Source organism: Streptococcus sp. 2741 (assembly GCF_013276315.1).
Taxonomy (GTDB): Bacteria; Bacillota; Bacilli; order Lactobacillales; family Streptococcaceae; genus Streptococcus; species Streptococcus pseudopneumoniae.
The window spans coordinates 1-22,023 of sequence record NZ_VMKU01000042.1 but is presented as its reverse complement, the minus strand read 5'-3'; the positions used below and the strand labels follow the sequence as shown (position 1 = coordinate 22,023).

At 41.9% G+C, this 22,023-nt stretch carries 23 protein-coding genes and 2 pseudogenes; 2 read left to right on the top strand and 23 right to left on the bottom strand.

The window, feature by feature from the left end:
* Positions 1-28 precede the first annotated feature (28 nt).
* The 6 genes from HT671_RS05205 to HT671_RS05180 form a co-directional block, all read right to left on the bottom strand.
* Positions 29-1,066 (bottom strand): SepM family pheromone-processing serine protease, encoded by a 1,038-nt coding sequence (locus HT671_RS05205; RefSeq protein WP_007284885.1) that lies wholly within the window; start codon positions 1,064-1,066, stop codon positions 29-31.
* Positions 1,050-1,538, bottom strand: a complete 489-nt coding sequence (gene coaD / locus HT671_RS05200) for a pantetheine-phosphate adenylyltransferase (protein WP_001280764.1) — start codon at positions 1,536-1,538, stop codon at positions 1,050-1,052. Before coaD ends, HT671_RS05205 begins: the two co-directional genes overlap by 17 nt.
* A complete protein-coding gene (rsmD, locus tag HT671_RS05195; protein ID WP_000706960.1) occupies positions 1,528-2,067 on the bottom strand; it encodes a 16S rRNA (guanine(966)-N(2))-methyltransferase RsmD in 540 nt (179 codons plus the stop codon). The genes coaD and rsmD overlap by 11 nt, the downstream gene beginning before the upstream one ends.
* 64 nt (positions 2,068-2,131) lie before the next feature.
* Positions 2,132-3,124 carry an aspartate--ammonia ligase gene (asnA, locus tag HT671_RS05190; RefSeq protein ID WP_000747993.1) on the bottom strand — a complete coding sequence of 331 codons (993 nt, stop codon included), beginning with the start codon at positions 3,122-3,124 and terminating at the stop codon, positions 2,132-2,134.
* A 111-nt stretch (positions 3,125-3,235) separates the two neighbouring features.
* Positions 3,236-3,919 carry a Bax inhibitor-1/YccA family protein gene (locus HT671_RS05185; RefSeq protein WP_001016920.1) on the bottom strand — a complete coding sequence of 228 codons (684 nt, stop codon included), beginning with the start codon at positions 3,917-3,919 and terminating at the stop codon, positions 3,236-3,238.
* Between the two features lie 54 nt (positions 3,920-3,973).
* On the bottom strand, positions 3,974-4,714 hold the full coding sequence (locus HT671_RS05180; RefSeq protein ID WP_000152690.1) for an RNA methyltransferase: 741 nt from the start codon (positions 4,712-4,714) through the stop codon (positions 3,974-3,976).
* A 33-nt stretch (positions 4,715-4,747) separates the two neighbouring features.
* Here HT671_RS05180 and HT671_RS05175 point away from each other — a divergent pair, with 33 nt between their 5' ends.
* Positions 4,748-5,026 carry an acylphosphatase gene (locus HT671_RS05175; protein ID WP_001174613.1) on the top strand — a complete coding sequence of 93 codons (279 nt, stop codon included), beginning with the start codon at positions 4,748-4,750 and terminating at the stop codon, positions 5,024-5,026.
* Between the two features lie 77 nt (positions 5,027-5,103).
* Positions 5,104-6,030, top strand: a complete 927-nt coding sequence (gene yidC / locus HT671_RS05170) for a membrane protein insertase YidC (RefSeq protein ID WP_000835945.1) — start codon at positions 5,104-5,106, stop codon at positions 6,028-6,030.
* Between the two features lie 72 nt (positions 6,031-6,102).
* Here yidC and pflA read toward each other — a convergent pair whose 3' ends face one another.
* The 17 genes and pseudogenes from pflA to HT671_RS05085 all read right to left on the bottom strand — a co-directional run.
* Positions 6,103-6,897 (bottom strand): pyruvate formate-lyase-activating protein, encoded by a 795-nt coding sequence (pflA, locus tag HT671_RS05165; RefSeq protein WP_001288274.1) that lies wholly within the window; start codon positions 6,895-6,897, stop codon positions 6,103-6,105.
* A gap of 125 nt (positions 6,898-7,022) precedes the next feature.
* Entirely contained in the window at positions 7,023-8,273 is a 1,251-nt protein-coding gene (locus HT671_RS05160) for a diaminopimelate decarboxylase (RefSeq protein ID WP_172923073.1), read from the bottom strand.
* Between the two features lie 60 nt (positions 8,274-8,333).
* On the bottom strand, positions 8,334-9,161 hold the full coding sequence (purR, locus tag HT671_RS05155; protein ID WP_007284882.1) for a pur operon repressor: 828 nt from the start codon (positions 9,159-9,161) through the stop codon (positions 8,334-8,336).
* Between the two features lie 263 nt (positions 9,162-9,424).
* Positions 9,425-10,369: a 3'-5' exoribonuclease YhaM family protein gene (locus tag HT671_RS05150; protein ID WP_000703190.1), complete on the bottom strand. Its 945-nt coding sequence runs from the start codon at positions 10,367-10,369 to the stop codon at positions 9,425-9,427.
* Positions 10,359-11,615: a DNA recombination protein RmuC gene (locus HT671_RS05145; RefSeq protein WP_172923072.1), complete on the bottom strand. Its 1,257-nt coding sequence runs from the start codon at positions 11,613-11,615 to the stop codon at positions 10,359-10,361. The genes HT671_RS05150 and HT671_RS05145 overlap by 11 nt, the downstream gene beginning before the upstream one ends.
* A 1-nt stretch (position 11,616) precedes the next feature.
* Positions 11,617-12,279, bottom strand: a complete 663-nt coding sequence (locus HT671_RS05140; RefSeq protein WP_166732368.1) for a thiamine diphosphokinase — start codon at positions 12,277-12,279, stop codon at positions 11,617-11,619.
* Entirely contained in the window at positions 12,242-12,898 is a 657-nt protein-coding gene (gene rpe, locus HT671_RS05135) for a ribulose-phosphate 3-epimerase (protein ID WP_172923071.1), read from the bottom strand. Before rpe ends, HT671_RS05140 begins: the two co-directional genes overlap by 38 nt.
* A gap of 10 nt (positions 12,899-12,908) precedes the next feature.
* Positions 12,909-13,787 (bottom strand): ribosome small subunit-dependent GTPase A, encoded by an 879-nt coding sequence (gene rsgA / locus HT671_RS05130; protein ID WP_172923075.1) that lies wholly within the window; start codon positions 13,785-13,787, stop codon positions 12,909-12,911.
* A 1-nt stretch (position 13,788) separates the two neighbouring features.
* The gene (gene rsmA / locus HT671_RS05125; protein WP_138703257.1) at positions 13,789-14,661 is read right to left on the bottom strand and encodes a 16S rRNA (adenine(1518)-N(6)/adenine(1519)-N(6))-dimethyltransferase RsmA; all 873 of its coding nucleotides are present in this window, start codon (positions 14,659-14,661) and stop codon (positions 13,789-13,791) included.
* Positions 14,662-14,791: 130 nt separating this feature from the next.
* Complete coding sequence (locus HT671_RS05120; RefSeq protein WP_000333264.1) at positions 14,792-15,100, bottom strand: hypothetical protein; 309 nt, start codon at positions 15,098-15,100, stop codon at positions 14,792-14,794.
* Positions 15,093-15,734: an ABC transporter ATP-binding protein gene (locus HT671_RS05115; RefSeq protein WP_000565529.1), complete on the bottom strand. Its 642-nt coding sequence runs from the start codon at positions 15,732-15,734 to the stop codon at positions 15,093-15,095. The genes HT671_RS05120 and HT671_RS05115 overlap by 8 nt, the downstream gene beginning before the upstream one ends.
* Before the next feature lies 1 nt (position 15,735).
* The gene (locus HT671_RS05110; RefSeq protein WP_166735396.1) at positions 15,736-17,763 is read right to left on the bottom strand and encodes a bacteriocin-associated integral membrane family protein; all 2,028 of its coding nucleotides are present in this window, start codon (positions 17,761-17,763) and stop codon (positions 15,736-15,738) included.
* Between the two features lie 1,072 nt (positions 17,764-18,835).
* Positions 18,836-19,735, bottom strand: coding sequence for a helix-turn-helix transcriptional regulator (locus tag HT671_RS05105; protein ID WP_000904845.1), 900 nt, complete (start codon positions 19,733-19,735; stop codon positions 18,836-18,838).
* 71 nt (positions 19,736-19,806) lie between these two features.
* On the bottom strand, positions 19,807-20,367 hold the full coding sequence (gene rnmV / locus HT671_RS05100) for a ribonuclease M5 (RefSeq protein WP_100104496.1): 561 nt from the start codon (positions 20,365-20,367) through the stop codon (positions 19,807-19,809).
* The gene (locus HT671_RS05095; RefSeq protein ID WP_054393098.1) at positions 20,367-21,140 is read right to left on the bottom strand and encodes a TatD family hydrolase; all 774 of its coding nucleotides are present in this window, start codon (positions 21,138-21,140) and stop codon (positions 20,367-20,369) included. Before HT671_RS05095 ends, rnmV begins: the two co-directional genes overlap by 1 nt.
* 301 nt (positions 21,141-21,441) lie before the next feature.
* Positions 21,442-21,576, bottom strand: a pseudogene (locus tag HT671_RS05090) (LPXTG cell wall anchor domain-containing protein); the annotation flags it as partial.
* A 203-nt stretch (positions 21,577-21,779) separates the two neighbouring features.
* Positions 21,780-22,023 (bottom strand): annotated as a pseudogene (locus tag HT671_RS05085) (choline-binding protein); the annotation flags it as partial.

Genomic DNA, 22,023 nt, shown 5'->3' with positions numbered 1-22,023 from the left:
GCGCTAGTTTGGAAACTTCACTTAAAAACTAGGGATTGTTTTTCAAGTAATCAATTGCATCTTGTAGGGTTTTAACGGGCACGATTTTCATATCTGTCTTGATTGTTTTGGATGCTTCTAGGGCTGTTTGGTAGTTGTTTTTTGCATCCGGGTGTGCTTTTTGTTCTTCTTCGCTAACAGGATTATCAGGGGCAAAGAAAATAGCGGCACCTGCCCTAGCCGAAGCTACAACTTTTTTATCAATACCTCCAATATCCCCCACATTCCCATCGCGGTCAATGGTACCTGTACCAGCAACAATACGACCATTACGAAGATCTGGGTGAGCTATTTGAGTATAGATAGCTAGACTAAACATGAGACCAGCACTTGGGCCGCCAATACCAGCTGTTGAAAAGCTAATTGGGACATTGCTGATTACCTCTGTACGATCAATCAAGCCGATTCCAATCCCATTTTTTCCATTTTCCAAGGTGATAATCTTTCCTTCTGCAGACTTGGTTTGCCCATCCTCTTCATAGGTGACCTTGACGGAGTCCCCTAATTTTTGAGAACTGACGTAATCAATCAAGTCTTTGGAACTATCAAAGGTCTGATCATTGACTGCTGTGACCGTATCAGAGATATTGAGAATCCCTTTAAAGGTTGAATTATCCGTCACATTCAAAACATAAACGCCAAAGTACTTGAGTTCGATATCCTTACCAGCTGTTTTTAGTCCTTGATACTTGGCCATATTTTGCGATGTTTGCATGTAGAATTGATTGATTCGCATAAATTCAACATCGGAAGAACCACCTGTAGTCTCCTGAGCACTACGAATATCTGTAAAAGGTGTCAACCAAGCATAAATCATATGAGCTAAAGTGGCATGTTGAACACCAACCGTAACGAATTGATAGGCACCAGCTTCCTTATCTTCTGTGTCATTTACTTTAAGGACTTGGCGAATATCTTCCGAACCACCTGGAACCTCTATATAATAAGGCAAGGGCACTACAAATGCCAAGAAAGTCACAATCAAGGCCGCAATGACGTATAAGGGCCATCTAATCTTTTTTTTCATTTCTTATTTCCTCCAAAATACTCTCGGGAACATAGCAGGCAATATCCTGACCAAACTTCAAAAGCTCTCTAACGCCTGATGAACTGATATAGAGATGTTCAGGTCGACTATGTAAATAAATAGTCTCTATATCAGGAGACAGCTGATGGTTGTAGTAATCAAAACTGGCTTCGTATTGCAAATCCGACGCATTTCTCAAGCCTCGCACTAGGCAAGTAGCCCCCAGTCTTTTTGCGACATCGACCACCAATTCATCATGAGAAGACACGACTTTAACATTTCCCAAATGTTTCACAGCCTTTTCTAACCCCCGTTTACGATTTTCGATAGGAAGAAATCCTTGTTTGTGGGGATTAAAAAAAATACCGACATAGAGCTTATCAAAGAGTCTGCTCGCCCGTTCAATCATATCCAGATGCCCATTTGTCATCGGATCAAATGAGCCTGTGAATAAGCCAATCTTATCTGACATAGACTGTCACCTTACTAATTCCATAAATCTTTTCCTTCCAGATACCCAGACAGGCAATCTCTTCTGGAAGTTCAACGGCCTTATCCGTCTCGCACACAACCATAACATCTTCAGAAAAAAGCTCTCTCTCAGCCATTTTTTCAATATCTGCTACGATTTGTTCCTTGGCATAGGGAGGGTCTAAGAAAACGAGGTCAAATTCCCCAGATACCTGTTCCAATGCCCTCTCTGCATCCATCTTGAGGAGTTGAAATTTTCCAACTTCCTTGGTCATCTGGATATTTTCAGCCACGATGGTCTGAGCCTTACGGTCTCGCTCCACCAAAACAGCACTGGACATGCCACGCGATACTGCTTCGATAGATAAACCACCACTACCTGCATAAAGGTCCAAGACTCGTCCCCCTTCAAAGTAGGGACCAATCATGTTAAAAATGGCTCCCCTAACCTTATCCGAAGTAGGTCTTGTTGTCTTGCCTTCTAGTGTCTTGAGGGGACGTCCCCCATAGATTCCTGATACGATTTTCATACTGTTTATTATACCAAATTATAGACAAAAAGAGAAAGAAAACCGAACCTTGCGGTTCGATTCTCTACAAAATATTTTCGTAAGTATCGCGGACTTCTTGAGGCCAAACACTTGTTTGCACTTCTCCGATGTGTCTCTTGCGAAGTAGGAACATGGCCATACGAGATTGTCCAATTCCTCCACCGATTGTCAATGGGAATAGGCCATTCAACAAAGACTTGTGCCATTCCAATTCCAAGCGGTCTTCATCACCTGTAATTTCCACCTGACGTCTAAGAGTTTCTTCATCTACACGAATTCCCATAGAAGACAACTCAAAGGCTCCACCTAAAGACTCATTCCAGACAAGAATATCACCATTTAGACCCTTGTAGCCATTCTCAGACTCGCTTGTCCAGTCATCATAGTCTGGTGCACGTCCATCGTGCGGTTTACCATCTGGCAACTCGCCACCGATACCAATCAAAAAGACGGCTCCAAATTCTTTACAAATCGCATTTTCACGTTCTTTAGGTGTCAAGTCTGGGTAGCGTTCTACCAATTCTTCTGTATGGATAAAGGTGATTTGTTTTGGCAAGATAGACTCGATGTCATAGCGAGCTTCAACAGCTAGCTCAGTCAGGCGAATAGCCTTATAAATCTTCTCAACTGTTTCTTTTAGATAAACGATGTTACGCTTACCATTTGGGATAACCTTCTCCCAGTCCCACTGGTCAACATAAACAGAGTGGGTTGCATCCAAGGAATCCTCATCTGGACGAAGGGCTTTCATGTGGACAAAGAGACCCTCTCCTTCACCAAAGCCAAAACGAGCCAAGGTGTGGCGTTTCCATTTAGCAAGTGAGTGCACCACTTCATAAGTAGCATCAGGGATTTGGAGAACCTTGACCGATACTGGATTTTCCACACCAGACAGGTTGTCCTGCATTCCGTCACCGACCTTACTCAAGATAGGACCTTGAACTTCGACAACTTCTAGCTTATCTTTCAAATACTGGGTAAAAGTGTTTTTGACAAAGGAAATTTCTTCTTGTTGATGGATAAAACTTTTCTTCATAGACAACTCCTCAAAAATTTAATAAACATATTATACACCTATTTCCAAGAAAAGAAAAGAGAAAATTTTAAAAAAATCAGTGTCACTCAAAACACTGATTTCATAGACCTTTTAGTCATTGCGACCAAAGATACGTAGAATACTTAGGAAAAGATTGATAAAATCAAGATAGATGCTGAGAGCCATTGACACCACCCAGCCTGTCGCTACACGACCTTGTGATTGTTCATAGGCGAGGCGAATCTTTTGGTTATCCCAAGCAATCAACCCTGAAAAAACCAAAACCATGGCTACGCTAATCATATAATCAAAGAAACCACTAGACAAGAAAATATTGACTATCATAGCAATAATCAAACCGATCAGAGCCGCCATCATAGCTCGACCAAGACCGCTCAAATCTTTCTTGGTGAAGATACCAACTGCAGCCATGACAAAGAAGAGAAGGGAGCTCGATACAAAGGCAGATAAAACTGTACCCGGAGTATAGAAGGCTACCACAAAACTAAGGGTAAAACCGTTTAAAACAGAGTATAGCAAAAATACTGGAAGAGCAGCTGGACTATTTCTTGAAGCCATGCTACTGGCAACGAAAACCAAGGCCAATTCTGCAAAGGTTGCAATGGTCAACCAGAGACGCCCCTGCATCAAAAAGTAAACCAACTGAGACTGAAAGACCGTCAACATAAGGCCTGATACCAAAGCAGATAGTCCGATTCCCAGACCAACAAAGGCATATACCTTAGCGTAAAATTGATTGAGACCTACACGGTCATGTATAATAGTGTGATTCATCTTTTCTCCTTTTCTATGAACATCTTTCCTTGATTATAACAAAAAAAGTTAAAATTAGCTTAAATGGAAAATCAAAATACCAGCTGCAATGGCAACATTCAAACTCTCCGCCTGCCCATTCATGCTAATATGGACCAACTGGTCTGCACTTTCAGCCATAAGGGGACTAATTCCTTGGCCCTCATTTCCCATGACTAGTACAAAATTTTCTATAGGAGGCAGTTCTCTGTAATCAACAGAATCTTTAGATAGGGTTGTAGCTAGCACAGGGATAGCTGCCTCTTTGGTTTCCTTAAGGAGCGCTTGGCTAGTCATCCGGTAAATAGGCAGATGAAAATGACTGCCTTGCATGGAACGTAAGGTCTTGAGACTGTAGATATCTGCCGATTTATCTGAAACAATCACTCCTGTAAAGCCTGCTGCATCCGCAGTTCGAATGATGGTTCCTACATTACCAGGATCTTGCACATCTTCCAAAAACAAGAACTTGCCCTGACTAAAGTCAGCTTGTCCTACTTCTTCTTTTTGAACCACCGCAACGATTCCCTGTGGAGTCTGAGAATCCGCCAAATCTAGTAAAATATCCTCTGACACCCAGATAGTTTGCGGAAAAGCAGCTAACTGATTTCGGTAACTTTCTAGGGCAAAGATTTTCTCAATCGTCACTCCAGCTTGGACAGCTTCTTCAAACAAGTGCCAGCCTTCAATCAAATAGGCAGACTTGCGGTATTTTTTTTGGTGTAATTTCTTAGCATTTTTTACCACAGAATTGGCTTTTGAGGTTATAATAGTCATAGAAATATTATAACACAATCAAAGGGGTTTGGTATGCAAAAGGTTAGAATGATTGCCCAAGGTAGGGTGCAGGGAGTCGGCTTTCGTTGGGGTGTTTATAGCCTGGCCCTTGAAATCGGTGGCATCACAGGTCGGGTATGGAATAACGACGATGGCACAGTGGAAATCTTAGCCCAAGCAGACTCATCTGCTATCATGGCAAAATTTATCCAAGAAATCCGAAAAGGACCGACACCTTTTTCAAAAGTAAGCTACTTAGATGTCAAACTAAGCAACTTTCCTCCCTACTCTGACTTTAAAATCGCAAATTAGGTCTCCAGAACTATTGTATATTTTGTAAAAAAACAGTAGAATAGAAAGGTATAATTTTTAAAGAAGGAATAAAAACAGTGAAATCTATTAAACGTTTTGCATTCTCGGCTATGGGAGTGGCTATGTTGCTTGTCTTAACTGGCTGTGTCAATGTCGATAAAACCACAGGTCAGCCGACAGGATTTATTTGGAATACGATCGGAGCGCCTATGGCTGAAGCTATCAAGTACTTCGCTACTGATCAAGGTCTAGGCTTTGGTGTCGCTATCATCATCGTAACCATTATCGTGCGCTTGATTATCTTGCCACTTGGTATCTACCAATCATGGAAGGCAACGCTTCACTCTGAAAAGATGAATGCCCTCAAGCACGTCCTTGAGCCACATCAAACTCGTCTCAAGGAAGCGACTACTCAAGAAGAAAAACTCGAAGCCCAACAAGCTCTCTTTGCTGCTCAAAAAGAGCACGGCATCAGCATGTTTGGTGGTGTAGGATGTTTCCCTATCCTCCTTCAAATGCCTTTCTTCTCTGCTATCTACTTTGCTGCCCAACATACTGAAGGTGTTGCTCAAGCAAGCTACCTAGGAATTCCTCTAGGTTCTCCAAGTATGATTTTGGTTGCCTTCGCTGGTGTCCTTTACTATCTTCAATCGCTCCTTTCACTTCACGGAGTAGAAGATGAAATGCAAAGAGAACAAATTAAAAAAATGATTTACATGAGCCCACTCATGATCGTCGTCTTCTCCCTCTTCTCACCAGCCAGTGTTACACTTTACTGGGTTGTCGGTGGTTTCATGATGATTCTCCAACAGTTTATCGTCAACTATATCGTTCGTCCAAAACTTCGCAAAAAAGTCCGTGAAGAACTAGCCAAGAACCCACCAAAAGCAAGTGCTTTCTCAACACCAAATGGACGAAAAGACGTTACCCCTGAACAACCAACTGCTATCACAAGCAAGAAAAAACACAAAAATCGCAACGCTGGAAAACAACGTTCGAGATAAGAAGAAAGGCTTAGCTGATTTGCTAAGTCTTTTTGCAAGTCAAAAGCCCGATGTTTCCATCAGGCTTCTTTTCTATCCATGTACACGTTTCGTATAGTCTTGGTAACTTTCGGTATCCATGAGTTGTTTAGCGTTCTTAACGCGGTCTGCTGTTGGTGGTTTAACCCCTTCGAGGGAATAGGGAATTCCCAATTCACGCCATTTAAACTCACCCATGGTGTGATAAGGCAGAATTTCAAACTTATCCACATTTTTAAGAGTCTTGACGAACTTACCAAGTTCAATCAAGTCATCGTCTCTGTCTGTCAATCCTGGAACTAGCACGTGGCGAATCCAGACAGGTTTTCCAATATCTGATAGATACTGGGCACAGGCCAAGATATTTTTATTGGTTTGGCTAGTAACAATCTTGTGCTGTTCTTCGTTGATTTCCTTGATATCTAAGAGAACCAAGTCAGTGACAGCCATGAGTTTGTCAAACTTTTCAAGGTAACGTGGTTTATTACGGAAAGGAAGGGCACAGGTGTCCAAGGTACAGTGGATTCCTTGTTCCTTAGCCTTGGTGAAAAGGGCAATCAGGAAATCAATCTGCAAGAGTGCTTCTCCTCCGCTGACTGTAATCCCGCCCTTATTTCCCCAGAAACCACGGTAGCGCAAGGCTTCTGTCAAGACATCATCTACCGTCCGTTCACGTGATTTATTGGACTCCATAGCCCAAGTATCTGGGTTATGGCAATACTGGCAACGCATGTGACAGCCCTGTAAAAAGACAATAAAGCGAATACCAGGGCCATCTACCGCCCCAAAACTTTCTGTCGAATGCACCATTCCTGTCACTTGTCCATAATCAATTGTTTCTTCAGACATATCGTTACCTTCCTTGAAAACGTTTTATAGTTTTATTATATCACGACTTGAAGGAAAAACAAGATTTTTACCTATTTTTTAGAAAGCAATCTGTTTTTCAATTTCATTTTCAATCTATTCTCAGATTATTCTTCAAAATCAAAACCATACAAGGTTGCAAAATAGTCTTCAGGGCGCTCTGCACGGCGGATTTGACGGGCTTTGCCTTCTTCAGTATAAAGGATTTCCGCAGAACGAAGTTTGGCATTGTACTGGTAGCCCATTGAAAAACCGTGGGCACCTGTATCATGAATGACCAGCAAATCACCGATTTCTGTATGAGGCAGTTCGCGATTGACTGCAAATTTATCATTGTTTTCACAGAGTGAACCAACCACATCTACCACTTCAGCTGATCCATCTGGATGAGTCATGTTGCTAATATGGTGATAGGCTCCGTACATAGCTGGACGCATGAGGTTGACTGCTGATGCATCCACACCTAGATAGGTACGGTAGGTTTTCTTCTTATGAGTGACTCTTGTGACTAAAGCACCGTGAGGTGCCAGCATAAAACGACCCAATTCGGTGAAAATCTTGACCTGACCAAGACCTGCTGGCGTAAGAACCTCTTCATACACCTTACGAACTCCCTCACCAATCAAGGCGATATCATTTGGCTCCTGCTCAGGACGATAGTTGACTCCAATACCCCCGGAAAGATTGATAAAGTCTAGTGAAATGCCCAGCTTTTCCTTGATTTCAACAGACAATTCAAAAAGCTGACGCGCCAACTCTGGATAATAGAGATGGGTGACAGTATTGGATGCTAGAAAGGAGTGAATCCCAAAAGTCTTGGCTCCTTTTTCCTTCAAGATAGCAAAGGCTTCAAAGAGCTGGTCCTTGGTCATACCAAACTTAGCCTCCCCAGGATTATCCATAATGTCTGTCCCCAGTTCAAAAACGCCTCCAGGATTATAACGACATGAGATGATTTCTGGAATGCCTGCTGCTCGCTCCAAATGTTCAATATCTTCAAAGGCATCCAAGTTAATGATCGCACCCAATTCACGCGCATAGGCATATTCCTTATCTGGCGTATTGTTTGAAGAGAACATAATCTCAGAACCAGGGAAATTCAGTTTATGACTCATCAAAAGTTCTACATAACTAGAGCAGTCCACACCACAGCCTTCCTCTTGGAGAATTTTTAAAATAGCTGGTGTTGGAGTAGCCTTAACTGCAAAATATTCCTTAAAGCCCTTGTTCCACGAAAAGGCTTGGTTGACGGCTCTTGCCTTCTCACGAATTCCCTTCTCATCATATAAGTGAAAGGGAGTTGGGAACTCGGCTACAATCGCTTCTAAGTCTTCTTTATTAATAAATGGTGTTTTCATAAGTTTCCTTCTATTCTATTTGCAAAGAAAGGCTGGGACAACCGTTCCAACCTTTATCCTTTATTCTTCTGTGTCAAAAATATTACCAATCTCAACATCGATGGCTTGGTTCTTGACATCAATATTGGTTACCTTCAAGAGTGACTTGTATTCAAACTGCTTTTCACGTTCTTCTTGGGCATTGTCCGCAAAGACCGCTACACCTGCCAATTCTGAGTCGAATTCGCGCAAGAGACTAATCATCCCATTGACAGTTCCGCCGCCTTTCAAGAAGTCATCCACAATCAAGACACGGCTACCTGCCTTGAGACTTCGTTTTGAAAGGAACATTTTCTCGATACGGTCACCACTTGAACCGGATACATAGTTGACGCTAACCGTTGAACCTTCGGTAATTTTCAGGTCACGGCGCACAATGACAAAAGGGACATTGAGGACATTGGCAACTGCATTTGCAAGTGGCACACCCTTGGTTGCTACTGTCATAACCGCGTCAATTTTTTGATCCATAAAGCTCTTGGCAATAATGCGACCAATATTTTTCAAGATGGCTGGTGTGCTAAGTAAATCAGACAGGTAGATGTAGCCACCTGGCAAGATACGGTCACTTTCTGACAACTTGGCACGCAAGTCTTCAACCATTTCCTTAGCATCATGGTTTGAGATTGATGGTGTAAAGATAACACCTCCGCCAGCCCCAGTCACAGTCTGGATGTGACCGATTTCGATTTCCTCAAAGGCGCGTTTGATAATGACGATATCTTCTGAGATGGATGATTTAGCAGATTCATACTTTTCAGCAAAAGTATTGAGACTAGTTAGTTTATAAGGATGATTAATCAAATAGTTGGAAATGACAACCATCCGATCACTTCTTCTTAATTTCATTTCTATTTCCTATTCCATTTTTATTCAAAAAATCAAAAAGCAAACTAGAAAGCTGGTCACTGGTGGTTCAAAACACTGTTTTGAGATTGTCGATAGAACTGACAAATCCTGTAATATACCTGCATATATACATACGACAAGGCGATACTACCCTAGTTTGAAGAGATTTTCGAAGAGTATTCATTTTTGTCTTTTACTTATTATACCATATTCACAGAAAAAAACGAACATTCTTATTCTAAAAAATGTCCATTTTTCTTAAATTATAAATCTAAACCTGGTTTATAGAAGGAACGATTGTCCATAGCGAAGATTTTATTGGTCATCTCTCCTTTATCCACCAAAGCCAGAGCTGTTGACATCATCATCATGCTGGCATCCAGATTGTCAATCATATGGATAATCTCTGCTTCCATAATGCGTGGACGGACTGGACTTCCATACTCAAGTAAGCCGTGGTGACTGAGAATGACGTGGCGGAGCAAAACGACTTCTTCCTTGGTATCATCAATGCCGAGCTCCATAACTGTCTTGGTAATTTCACTATCAATGAGAGCGATATGTCCAAGAAGATTGCCTCGCACTGTATACTCAGTCTGTTCTGGTCCCGTCAACTCGATAACTTTGGCCAAGTCATGTAGCATAATTCCCGCATAGAGCAGGCTCTTATTGAGCCGAGGATAAATATTGCTAATGGCATCTGCCAAGCGCACCATGGTCGCCGTATGATAGGCCAAGCCTGTTTCAAAGGCATGGTGGTTGGTCTTGGCTGCTGGATAGGAGTAGAATTCCTTATCATACTTGGTGTAGAGATTTCGGACAATCCGTTGCCAGACAGGATTTTCAATTTTGAAAATCATTTGCGACATGTAGTCACGAATTTCCTTGATATCAACCGGTGGCTTGACCTTGAAATCAGCTGGGTCATTGGGTTCACCAGCTTGCGGCAGGCGGAGAGTGATTTGATTGACCTGTGGAGTGTTGTTATAAACTTCTCGGCGCCCTTTCATGTAGACAACCCTACCTGCGGTAAAGGCCTCAATGTTATGAGGTTGGGCATCCCAGAGCTTCCCCTCAATCTCGCCACTATCATCTTGGAAGGTAAAGGCTAGGTAGTTTTTCCCAGCTCGAGTTTGCCTCAGGTCAGCTGATTTGATTAAGTAAAAACCTTCAAACAGCTCATCTTTTTTCATGTGACTAATCTTCATATTCTTCCTCATTTTCTTGGAAATGGAGTAGATCAAGCGCAGGCTCACCTTCTGACAACTCAATGTGACGGAGCGTCCGCTCGATAGCTGTGGTACGACGGTTTAATAATTCATCAATATTGCCAGAGGCATGTTGGAGATGTTTTTGTGCCTTTACCAGAATACCACCAAACTTGCCAAACTCGGTCTTGACGCTGGCAAGAGTCTTACTGATATGGTCGGCACTCTTTTGGATATTGAGAGTTTTGAATCCAACTGATAGGGAGTTAAGAAGGGCTGATAGGGTACTTGGACCTGCAACAATAATCTGTTCTTCCCGTCTCAAATCATCAAAGAAGATAGGATTGCGGACGATTTCTGAGTAGAGACCTTCTGTCGGAACAAACAAGACTCCAAAATTGGTCGTCCGAGGCGGTGCTATGTACTTGCTCTTGATATCCTTGGCAAAGCGCTTGACGCTTGCTAAAAGCGATTTACGACAGCGTTCAATCTCGTCCCTATCACCTGCTTCATAGGCTTCTTCCAAGCGGTAATAATCAGCCAAAGGAAACTTGGAGTCAATCGGTAGGTATACATATTCCTGATCACCCTGTCCAGGTAACTTGATGGCATACTCCACTCGTTCACTGGAGTTTTCAACTGTTGCGTATTCTCGTTCGTACTGGGCAGGGGTCATGATATCCTCGATGATTTGCCCCAGTTGCAATTCTCCCAGAATCCCTCGTGTCTTGGTTCCAGAGAGAATCTTGTTGAGGGCGCCGACATCGCGGGCAACTGTCTGCATTTCCCCCAGGCCACGATTGACCGACTCCAGTTGTTTGGAAACTGTCTCAAAGGAAGCCTGCAAGCGTGTTTGCAAGGTCTTTTCTAGTTTTTCCTCGACTGTCTGGCGCATTTGTTCCAAACGTTGCTCGTTTGATTCCTGCAAGGCTTGGAGACGTTGGTCGGTCTTATCTCTGGTTTGGAGGAGATTATCTGTCATTTCTTGACGGACTTGCGTCAGACCTTGGTGCAATTCGATTCGCACTTCTTGCAAACGGTCGCTGACAGCTACTTCCAAGTCTTTTTGATCTAACTGCCTGGCTTGTCTGGCTTGTTCAAAACGGTAATCCAACTGGTCTGACAAGTGATCTGCCTGATCCTCCAAGCTCTTGCTGAGATGTTTTTCCTGCTTATCTTGTCTTTGCCAAATCAGAAAGAGGCCAGCTAGGTTGGCAATCAATAATAGAACAAGTAAACTTTCCATCCTACCTCCTGTCCTTACTATGCAGCACGACCACATAGCCAGCTGGGCAAGTCACCGAAACTTCCCTATCTATATATTCGTTAGAAGCGTACACTTTTTTAAAGAAAAAATTTTCCTCTGTCAACTCATACTTGGCACCAATAATAGTCAGCTGGCTATCCCGAACTGGCATAAAGGCTAGGTAGTCATAGTCTGAACGAGGTTCTAGCTGACTGGTCCCTTCTGGACAATAGGCAATCAAGTTTTGCCCATCCTCAATCGCTATCTGGCGCATATAGGGTGCCAACTTAGGATTGCTAGGCAGAAAGACATTAGCCAGCATATGGTCAATACGACCACCCAAAGCACCGAAAATAGTGACCTGAGCCTGAGGATTTTGTTCAAAGATGGTTAAGAGAGCCAATTCCAGATCTGTATCATCCTTTTCTGGTCGGGCTTGAACAAAATACTGGGCACGTTTTTGAATCACCTGTCGCTCTTCTTCCGTCACAGAATCAAAATCTCCGACTGCTAGAGCAAGAGGTAAGTCTTCTTCCAAGACCCAGAGCGAGCCTCGATCCACCCCAACAAAAGCATCAAAATCTGTCCGATAATGACCGCGGTTTCCGCCTGCAAAAACTGCAACCCTAGTCCAGTTGTTTTCTGAGAGTTTGTACTCGCTCATTGACTTCTCCCTTAAAGACATAGGAACCTGCTACAAAAACAGTCGCACCAGCTTCTTTGGCTTGAGCAATAGTTTGGTCATCAATCCCACCATCCACTTCGATTTCAAAGTTCAAACCTTTTTCCTCACGAAGAGCAACCAACTCACGAACCTTATCCATGGTTTCTGGCAGAAAGGCTTGCCCACCAAAACCTGGATTAACCGTCATGACTAAAACTTGGTCAACTAGATGAAGGACGTGCTTAATCGCTTCAATAGGCGTACCAGGGTTAATGACAACCGAAGGTTTAACTCCGAGTGAACGTATTTTTTGGAGGGCACCATGAATATGAGGTGTCGCTTCTACATGGATGCTGATGATATCCGCACCTGCACGCGCAAAGTCTTCCAGATGATGTTCAGGATTAGCTATCATCAAGTGGCAATCAAAGACCATCTTACTATGAGGACGAAGGCTCTCGACCACACCTGCACCAAAACTGATTTGTGGCACAAAATGACCATCCATGATATCGATATGGGCATACTCTGCCCCAGTTGCTTCTAGGCGCTTGATTTCACGTTCAAAGTTGGCATAATCTGCTGCCAGAATTGACGGAGCAATCTTGTATTGAGACATAGGTTTCTCCTTATTTTGGAATTTTTTTGCTGACTTTTTTGTAGGTTTCTCTACGATTTTCAATCTCACTGAGGAATTGCAGGTAGTTGTCAAAACGGAAGGGCGCAATGGTACCTTCTTCAACTGCTGGTTTGACAGCACAGGGCGGCTCATGGGTATGGGTACAAGTACGGAACTTGCAGTCTCGACTAACAGTAGCAATCTCTGGAAAGGCCTGATTAAGGTCTTCCGCCCTTGATACTTCATAGTCCAAGGATGAAAAGCCTGGTGTATCTGCGATTTTACCCCCATTGAGGTTGTAAAAACTAACAGTTCGAGTGGTATGGCGACCGCGCCCCAGACTGTCTGAGATTTCTCCTGTTTCAAGGTTGAGGTCCGGTGCGATTTTATTGAGAAGAGTTGACTTCCCAACACCTGTCTGCCCCATAAAGACCGTAACCTTGCCTGTTAACAAAGGCAGGAGTTCCTCTTTACTGGTCACAAAGTCATAGCCGATGTCACCATAAGTCTGTTGGTAAAAATCCAGTTCTCCTCTATCTTCCAACAAATCCATTTTGGAAATATAGACGATGGGATGAATACCCTTGTGCTCCAAAAGAACCAAGAAACGATCCAGCAAATTGCTGTTAAAATCAGGTTCCTTGACGGACATGATCACCACAGCCTGGTCAATATTGACAATAGGCGGACGGACCAGACTGTTTTTCCGTTCGTGAATTTTGAGGATATAGCCTTCTGAATTTTCCTCGGCAGAGAAATCTACCCAGTCCCCAACATAAGGGGTATGGCCTTTTTTACGGAAATTCCCACGCGCGCGTGTTTGATAAACCTGGCCATCACTCTCCACATAGTAGAAACCTGCCAAGGCTTTAATGATTTGTCCCTGCATCTTAGAGCCCTTGCCCTTTAAGTGCATCTGCTAGACTGGCAAACTCTTCCAAGCTGAGAGCTTCCCCACGCACACTTGGTGACAAGCCTGCTTGATCCAAAGCCTTGGTCAGCTTGTCCTTGACTTCCTCAGTCTTGCCAAAGTAACCTGTCAGGTTATTCCATAAGGTCTTGCGGCGATGGGTGAAACTAGCCTTGGAAACCTTAAAGAAGAAGTTCTCATCTTCTACTTCTACAGCTGGCTCTGGACGGCGCACCATTTTCAAAATAGCAGAGTCCACGTTTGGCGCTGGCACAAATACCGTACGAGGCACGATAAAGGCAACCTTGGCTGTCATGTAATACTGCACCGCAATCGACAAGCTACCATAAGCCTTGGTATTTGGTTGAGCGGAGATGCGATCCGCCACTTCTTTTTGCATCATGACGACAAACTCACTAAAAGGAATGCCACTCTCAATCAAGTGCATGAGAATAGGCGTCGTGATGTAGTAGGGCAAATTAGCCACTACCTTGATTGGCAAGTCAGGATTTTTAAAATTCTGGATATATTTCGCCAAATCGACCTTGAGAATGTCCTCGTTGACCACGGTCACATTATCAAAATCACGCAAGGTATCTGCCAAAATTGGCACCAAACGGTGGTCAATCTCAAAAACCATGACTTGGGCTGCACACTCAGCCAGAAACTCCGTCAAGGCACCAATACCTGGCCCGATTTCGATGACATTGACCTGGTCATCAATCTCAGCCGTATCCACAATCTTTTGAAGGATATTGGTATCCGTCAGGAAATTTTGCCCAAAGGACTTTTTAAAGGTAAAACCGTGACGCTCCAGCACTGCCTTGGTCACGCTATAATCTGCAATTCTCATCTATTCTCTTTTCTATTATCTGTTACTACTATTGTAACACATTCCCCTTGTATTTTGGGGGTGAAAATCATACCAAAAAACTATCTTTCCTCGTGAAGAAAGATAGTCTTGAAAATCTTTAAAAGGGGACTTAGCGGTTCTCTCGAAACATACGTTCAAAAAAATCAGCTTCTTGATAACTTCGATTTTCAGGTAGGGTCAAATCTACATCCTCCTCCACGTCGTCCACTGTCAGTTCAACCGTTTGAGGTAAATTTTTCAAACGATAATGCTTTTGCCTTTGCCCTTCAATGCTAGCAAAATCAAGCAAATAGCCATTCACTCGGATTTGAACTAAAAGGAGATGATTGGTCATATTTTCCATGATGAGGATGTCTTCTAAACCACCTCTGGCACTCGGATAATCAGATACCCTGCGAATACGGATTTTTTCACACATGAGCAAGCTCCCTCATATCAATGATTTCATCGGCCTTATTCCAGACTAGGGGATTATGGGTCGCAATGATGATCATTCGATTTTCATCTTTCAAGCCCACCAAGAGATTCATAACCTCCTCTGAATTTTCAGGATCAAGAGCTGCTGTTGGTTCATCTGCCAAAATCAAGGGTGGATTTTTCAAAATAGTCTTCGCAAGGGCAACTCGCTGAGCCTCTCCCCCAGATAAAGTATAGATTTTTTGTTCTAGATCCAAATATCCTAGATTAACTTTTTCTAAAGCCTCCACTTGCCTTTCCAAACGTTCTACTTTTGAGATTTTCTGACCAACAAAGCCCAAATCCAAATTCTCTTTGATTGATTGGTTTTCTAAGAGGCCAAAATTTTGAAAGAGATAGCCCATCTGGTCTCGAAAATACTCACGAGTGGGAATGGTTTTTAAATCTTTCCCCTGATAGAGAACCCTTCCTCCATCTATCTTTTCTAGTTTGCCTAAGATATTCAGCAGCGTCGTCTTTCCGCTCCCACTCTTCCCGATTAAGGCATAGACCTTGCCCTTCTCCAGCTTGAGATTTAAACCAGAGAAAATCGCACGGTCATTAAACTTCTTTTCCAATCCTTGAATATCAATCATCTTATTTTCCTTTCAATACTGCCATGCTACCAGCTTCTTCTTTTTTGTCCTGCCTTACTAAAATCAAGAGGGCGTTAAGCGTAAACAAAGCTACAACTAGAGCGCTAATCAAACCATCTCTTGTCAAAATACTAGATAGGACTAAGCCAAGCAAGAGAACTCCTCCTTGCGCCAGTAAATACTTGCCATGAAGCTCATAGATTGTCATACCAGCAAGACGTTTAATCATAAGCTCCCGTCTGAACTGCTCAAAATAGAGAAGATTCATGGAATCAAATAACAAGATAGCCGTAGACAGGGTCAAAATCGTTCCAATAAGGAGAGAGTAAAACTCCACCCGTTTGTCATTTAGTACCTTTGCAAAAAATAGCTGGCTTTTTACCAAGTAAGAGACCTTGTGATACAGACCTTGCTCTTTTAGAGCGGTAATGCTGTCTCCATATCGATCTAGTTTCAAGGCACTATTAGCCGTAGTTCCCCACAACATCCCTGCAACAGGTCTTGTTCCAGTCGCTTGCGGCGTTAGAACTACAATAATCGGATCTTTTAGGTACTGACGTGTTGTCTTGTACCCATCATTATAGAGGAAGCGTTCCTGTCCTGTTTCTGTAAAATCTAGCCTTAGCTGTGGGAGGTAGTGTTTCTGACTCGTCACTTCTACACTTTCAGATGAAAATCTTTGCAGGTAATCTGTAAATAATCTTTGATAGTAGACAGACTGCTCTCGCAAGCTCTCAGGCAAAATCAGCCCAAACTCTCCCTCAGACAAGTTTTGCATCTTATCCATAAACTCTGAAGAAACGGTAATCTTTTCTTCTATCAGATAGCGCGGTGAGACATAGATAACATTCCCTGACGGTGTGTAGTCACTGAGACGATTGCCATCTAGGTCCACTTCTGCTCCATCTGAGAAATTATCAACATTGCTCACAATATAAAAAGAGTCTGTATTGGCTAACCGTTCTTCAGTAAATGTCTGCCACTCACGATTATCCTTACGCATTCCTTCTTCATCGGCAAATGCACTAGACCAACCAAAGGATAGACGGTAACGGTCTGAGGACTGACTCCATTTATCGCTTGCCTTCTCCATCTCCTGCATTTCACGGTAGTGAGGTAGGAGAGTAGTTGCACTCGAGCCGACCACCAATACAGCTAAGAGTTGCCCCATCATCAATGTCATCATACGTTTGAGAGGGAGTTTCCCTTTCAATAAATCCACCAGACTATTTTCCTGTAATCCAAGTAGATACACGACACTTAGTAAGGTAGAAATCCCTGCCAAGGTCAATCCATAAAGTAGAAGAGCAATGATGACCAGTTGCACCGTTGCCATAAATAAGGCACCTTGATACCAGAGAATCCCCAATCCCAAAAGACTGGATAGCAGCACTGAGCAGATAAGCTGTCTCACATCTTCTAACACTGGTCTAAGAGCCACCCCAAACAAGCTCTCACCAGCGATTAAGCGAATCCCTGCCTGACGAAGGGACTTGATCCGATAAATCAGGGTCAGACTCATAAAGGTCAGCAGAAAAATGGCTAGACTCAGTAGCCCCATTGGGGTAGCAGCCAAGAGGACGACCATCGAAAATGCCTCTGTTCTATTCGAGACAACACCATTATAACCAAGTTCTTGCAGGGCGGTCTGTAAGCTCACTCCATCCAAACTCCCTGACACAATCAAGTAAGACCCTAATAAATCACTCGTTTCTGCACTCTCCTTGGAGGAAATGGTCAAACCTTCTGGAAGCTCTCCCTGACCATAAGTGGCATAGGTAAAGCGTGTTTCTCCAGCTTCATTTGGCTCAACAATCCGACGAGCGATGAGACTATTGTGCTCTACCGCTAAGTGACTCAAAGCCTCTGTCAGTTTTTCTCGGTCAGCTACTGATTGGTCTAGCCCAGTACCCATCACATCAACAGAGGGATAGTTACCAAATAAAATCTCTTCTCGATGATCAACGGAATTTATCACCATATAAAGCGATACCAATACCATTGAAATCAAAATAAATAAACGTTTCATCATTTCCTCCAAAAAGTTACTTGGTCACTTAGTGAGAAGGTGACCACAGTCACTGCCATGTTAAGAAGTTTATTAAGTTCTTTCTACTAGCAACATCTTCAAATATATTATATCCGTTTTTTCAAGAACTATCAAGGACATCAATGTCCTTAAAATAGAACTATTTCATATTATTTTTGGCTTATATCTAAAAAAACAGTCCTAAAGACGAACTTTAGAACTGTTTCAATGCTAGAACAAGGACATTTTTGTCATTGCTTCACTATGTTTATAAATATTCTTACCCTATTATAAAACGAAGGACACATAAAAAGGTGCCTATTTGATGTACTCTGATTGCAAAATACCACAAAGTAAATTTAACATAATCTCCAATCATTCGTATAAACAATTGTGTGAAACTAATCCGAGAAAAATCAATCACTAGTTGTCAGAGACTTTTTTAGGATTATTGTTTATTGCTCGCAAATGGTAAACACGGATTATTCCTACTACTATGAGAACAACTAAATAAGACTGAGTACAGAATTATTTCTTTAAATTATTCGTTTCCTTCTTTATAAAACGGATATGTAACTATTATACCCAAAGTACTAATTATAATTTTAAAGATTGCACCTAAAATATTTAAAGTTGATAAATCAAGTATTCCGTGTATTAGGTATAGTAGACAGAAAAAGAATGGAAGGTATTTTTTTAATTTTTTCATAGCAACAAAATAAATCCTCCTCTCTCTTTTTTTGAAACCGATTTCTTATATGATAAGAGTATCATTTTTATTATTTGTTGTCAAAGAAAAAATCGAATTTTTTAGATATTTTACTATAGTAGATTGAATTTTATTTAAAGCACCAAGTAACTAAATAAAATAGAAAAGTTCATACTGTAATCTCCTTTCACATTTTAATTAATTATAAATTATTCTTAAATAAACTCAAAGGACATCAATGTCCTTAAAATCTAACTATTTCATATTATTTTTAGCTTATATCTAAAAAAACAGTTCTAAAGACGAACTTTAGAACTGTTTTGATGCGAGAACAGGGACATTTTTGTCACTGATTCACTATGTTTATAAATATTTTTTGACATCCTCTTGCCATTCCTCTGTCAATTTCTTTACTAGAAATTCATCTCCAATTAGCTGCGCAAATGTTTTAGAAGACTGATAAAATGATTCAGCTAAACTAAAATCTCTTTCTTCTCTTAATGCTTGCTTCCACAAAAACATAAATATAAGAGGTTTCTTTTGATAATCTTGAGTTTTATCCATAATTTCTTGTAAACACGATAGATAATCATTAAAACAATCAGTTACTCCTACCTTTTCAAGACAACACATTCCTGAAATAAGAGTATCTCTAATTATAAAGTAATTCTCTATTTGAGTTACCTTCTTCTGTTCCAAAAGAAAGAGCATTAGCTTTTCGATTTGATTTATAAATTTGGCAAGATCTTTTCTAATGAGCATTTGATAAAAAAACAAACGAATCAACAACATATCATTTGTTGAATAAACTTCTTTTTCTATGATCTGAGGCATATGTTCCTCAAGTATTAACTCTGCATATTCAGGCCTTCTAGTTCTAGAAGTATCCAAACACGCCTGCAATACTTCACATGCTAATTGTTCTTCTTTAGGAAGATTATCAAAGTATGTTTTATAAATCTCTTCCAAACACGCTTCTTTCTTATCATACTCCTCTTCTTTACCATAGATTGGTTCACGTAAAATCTGGTATTTCAATTCTAAATAAGCAGAAGGAAGAGCTGAAAAATCTGGCATAAGGCTATAAGCTGGAACTCCTAGCCGGCGAGCAATATAGTCTAACTTGGGCAAACTCGGTTGCGAAGCTCCACTCTCAATTCGCGACAGTTGACGAACTGTCAGTTCTTGCTCATCTCCACAGAAATCTGGACGACTAATTCCTTTTTCTATCCGAATCTCTTTAATTTTTTGACCAATTAACATCAGACACCTCCTCTTCTACCTGCTTCGAAAAATACTGTGAAACTTAAAAAATTGTAACGGCTACATCTTTCCTACTCATAAGATTTCATAGCTTCTTCCACTTCTGCCAAAGTAACCCCAAATAACTCTAGGCGTTTGAGGAGTTGCTTGCCGTTGGAATAACCGATTCGGAGAGCCTCTCCCAGATACTCTCTGCGTCTACGACTGTCTGCTCCCGCTAAGAAACCTAGGCGAATCAAGTCGCTACGACTGATGTCAAACTGACTCTCATGTTCAAATTGTTCTGTCACCTGAGCTAGAGCCGTTTTCAGGTCTTCATAGCTGGCATGTTCTATTCCCAAAGAACGCCCCTTGGTTTTGGACTTAGGAACAGCTTCATCTCGTTTGAGAAAGGCATGCTGAACTGTTGGAATGGCCGTCATAATCATGCGACGAATCCGCTCCCCATTAAAATCTGGGTCTGTAAAGACAATGACTCCATGACGTTGGTGCAGGCGCTGAATCCGCTCTATATCCTGATCATTGATGGCAGAACCTCGTGTCTCATAGGTCTCTACATCGAAGTAACGTTTGAGATTGACCGTATCATCGCGACCTTCAACCACGATGACTTGGGAAATTTTCTCTTTCATTACTTGCTGTCCAATCCAAAAATGCGTTCTGCATTTGCAGTCGTTGCCGCCGCTAACTCTTCTGCCGTCATCCCACGCAAGGCAGCAATAAAGTCCACCACATAGCGAGTATAGGCTGTTTTGTTTTCGCGACCACGTTTAGGAACAGGAGCCAAGTAAGGCGCATCCGTCTCCACCAAAAGCTTATCCAAAGGTAACTCTTTAGCTGCTTCTTGGATGTCAGTTGCCTTCTTAAAAGTCACCACTCCTGAGAAGGAAATGGTCATACCAAGCTCGACAAACTTCTCTGCCCACTCAAGCGTCCCTGAAAATGAATGCATGATACCACCTCGAGAGCCAACTCCCTCGCTCTTGATAATCTCATAGGTATCTTCCAGCGCATCACGGGTATGGACAACAAAAGGCAAATCCAAGTCCTTAGATAGCTGAATCTGACGGCGAAAAACCTGCTCCTGCACCTCTTTGGGCGCTGTCATCCAATGATAATCCAAACCAATTTCACCTAAAGCCACAACCTTGGGATGCTTGAGCTTGTCAAGCAAGTAAGCCTCGACTTCCTCCGTGTAAGTCCCTGCTTCTGTAGGATGCCAACCGATAGTCGCATAGAGCTGGTCATACTCATCTACCAACTCCAAGGCACGCTCAATCGTCGGTTGATCAAAACCAACAATATTCATCTGTGTCACACCCATCTCAGCAGCCAAGGCAATTTCTTCTGCCTCACGACCTGCAAATTCTTCTACATTCAAGTGTGTATGTGTATCAAAAATCATCTCTTCTAACCTCGTTTTCTATCTTCTATTATACCAAAAAAGAGGAGGGGTACCCAATTTTTCGGTTTCCCTCCTCTCTTTAATAGAGCTATTCTGCTAGCTTTTCTACTCGATATTACCCATCTCCTGTCCCACAGTTAGAGACAGAAGAGACTGGTTACATTGATAGAATATCCCTTTTCAGCTAAAGTGTGCGATTATCTTGGGTTCTCACTTTTCTCACCCATCACTAGGATTGATGATTTCTCCAAATCCCCCTTATAATCTAACTTTAAGTAGAGAATAGAATTTTCTAGCTATCCTATTTTCTACGTCTAGCCTTTCTTCCTAGCAAAGCAAAACCACTTGTTGCCACCACTAGACCAAGACTAGCAAGTGCTGCACTTGATGCTGAACCTGCGTTAGGTAGTTGTTTGCCAGCAGGCACTTTAACAGTTGATTTTTCATCAGTAACTATGTACTACTCTAGATTCAATCTATTATATAAGAATGTTGAGTTACTGGCTCATCCTTCCATTATCTCTTATATTACAAAATACTCCATAATCTCCAGTAGCATAAATCTGGCTAGAGATTATGGAGTTATTTTCAGCCTTAATATCCTATCAAAAAATAATATTAAGATTCATTCAGTTAGATTTAGTTTACCAATTCACCATTAGCATTGACTCTATAGCCGTTTACTGTTGTATTGACTGCAAGCATACCTGATTCATCTACATAGTACCATTTCCCACTAACTTGGAACCATTGGCTAACTTTCATATCGCCATTACTATTGAGGTAGTACCATGAACCATTGTCTAGTAACCATCCTGTGGCCATTGAACCATTACTATTGAGGTAGTACCATGAGCCATTGTATAGCAACCATCCTGTGGCC

What these genes read in the sequence shown, in the direction of transcription:
- HT671_RS05205 (WP_007284885.1), bottom strand. Translation starts at nt 1,066, where the DNA reads ATGAAAAAAAAGATTAGATGGCCCTTATACGTCATTGCGGCCTTGATT.
- coaD (WP_001280764.1), bottom strand. Translation starts at nt 1,538, where the DNA reads ATGTCAGATAAGATTGGCTTATTCACAGGCTCATTTGATCCGATGACA.
- rsmD (WP_000706960.1), bottom strand. Translation starts at nt 2,067, where the DNA reads ATGAAAATCGTATCAGGAATCTATGGGGGACGTCCCCTCAAGACACTA.
- asnA (WP_000747993.1), bottom strand. Translation starts at nt 3,124, where the DNA reads ATGAAGAAAAGTTTTATCCATCAACAAGAAGAAATTTCCTTTGTCAAA.
- HT671_RS05185 (WP_001016920.1), bottom strand. Translation starts at nt 3,919, where the DNA reads ATGAATCACACTATTATACATGACCGTGTAGGTCTCAATCAATTTTAC.
- HT671_RS05180 (WP_000152690.1), bottom strand. Translation starts at nt 4,714, where the DNA reads ATGACTATTATAACCTCAAAAGCCAATTCTGTGGTAAAAAATGCTAAG.
- HT671_RS05175 (WP_001174613.1), top strand. Translation starts at nt 4,748, where the DNA reads ATGCAAAAGGTTAGAATGATTGCCCAAGGTAGGGTGCAGGGAGTCGGC.
- pflA (WP_001288274.1), bottom strand. Translation starts at nt 6,897, where the DNA reads ATGTCTGAAGAAACAATTGATTATGGACAAGTGACAGGAATGGTGCAT.
- HT671_RS05160 (WP_172923073.1), bottom strand. Translation starts at nt 8,273, where the DNA reads ATGAAAACACCATTTATTAATAAAGAAGACTTAGAAGCGATTGTAGCC.
- purR (WP_007284882.1), bottom strand. Translation starts at nt 9,161, where the DNA reads ATGAAATTAAGAAGAAGTGATCGGATGGTTGTCATTTCCAACTATTTG.
- HT671_RS05150 (WP_000703190.1), bottom strand. Translation starts at nt 10,369, where the DNA reads ATGAAGATTAGTCACATGAAAAAAGATGAGCTGTTTGAAGGTTTTTAC.
- HT671_RS05145 (WP_172923072.1), bottom strand. Translation starts at nt 11,615, where the DNA reads ATGGAAAGTTTACTTGTTCTATTATTGATTGCCAACCTAGCTGGCCTC.
- HT671_RS05140 (WP_166732368.1), bottom strand. Translation starts at nt 12,279, where the DNA reads ATGAGCGAGTACAAACTCTCAGAAAACAACTGGACTAGGGTTGCAGTT.
- rpe (WP_172923071.1), bottom strand. Translation starts at nt 12,898, where the DNA reads ATGTCTCAATACAAGATTGCTCCGTCAATTCTGGCAGCAGATTATGCC.
- rsgA (WP_172923075.1), bottom strand. Translation starts at nt 13,787, where the DNA reads ATGCAGGGACAAATCATTAAAGCCTTGGCAGGTTTCTACTATGTGGAG.
- rsmA (WP_138703257.1), bottom strand. Translation starts at nt 14,661, where the DNA reads ATGAGAATTGCAGATTATAGCGTGACCAAGGCAGTGCTGGAGCGTCAC.
- HT671_RS05120 (WP_000333264.1), bottom strand. Translation starts at nt 15,100, where the DNA reads ATGTGTGAAAAAATCCGTATTCGCAGGGTATCTGATTATCCGAGTGCC.
- HT671_RS05115 (WP_000565529.1), bottom strand. Translation starts at nt 15,734, where the DNA reads ATGATTGATATTCAAGGATTGGAAAAGAAGTTTAATGACCGTGCGATT.
- HT671_RS05110 (WP_166735396.1), bottom strand. Translation starts at nt 17,763, where the DNA reads ATGAAACGTTTATTTATTTTGATTTCAATGGTATTGGTATCGCTTTAT.
- HT671_RS05105 (WP_000904845.1), bottom strand. Translation starts at nt 19,735, where the DNA reads ATGTTAATTGGTCAAAAAATTAAAGAGATTCGGATAGAAAAAGGAATT.
- rnmV (WP_100104496.1), bottom strand. Translation starts at nt 20,367, where the DNA reads ATGAAAGAGAAAATTTCCCAAGTCATCGTGGTTGAAGGTCGCGATGAT.
- HT671_RS05095 (WP_054393098.1), bottom strand. Translation starts at nt 21,140, where the DNA reads ATGATTTTTGATACACATACACACTTGAATGTAGAAGAATTTGCAGGT.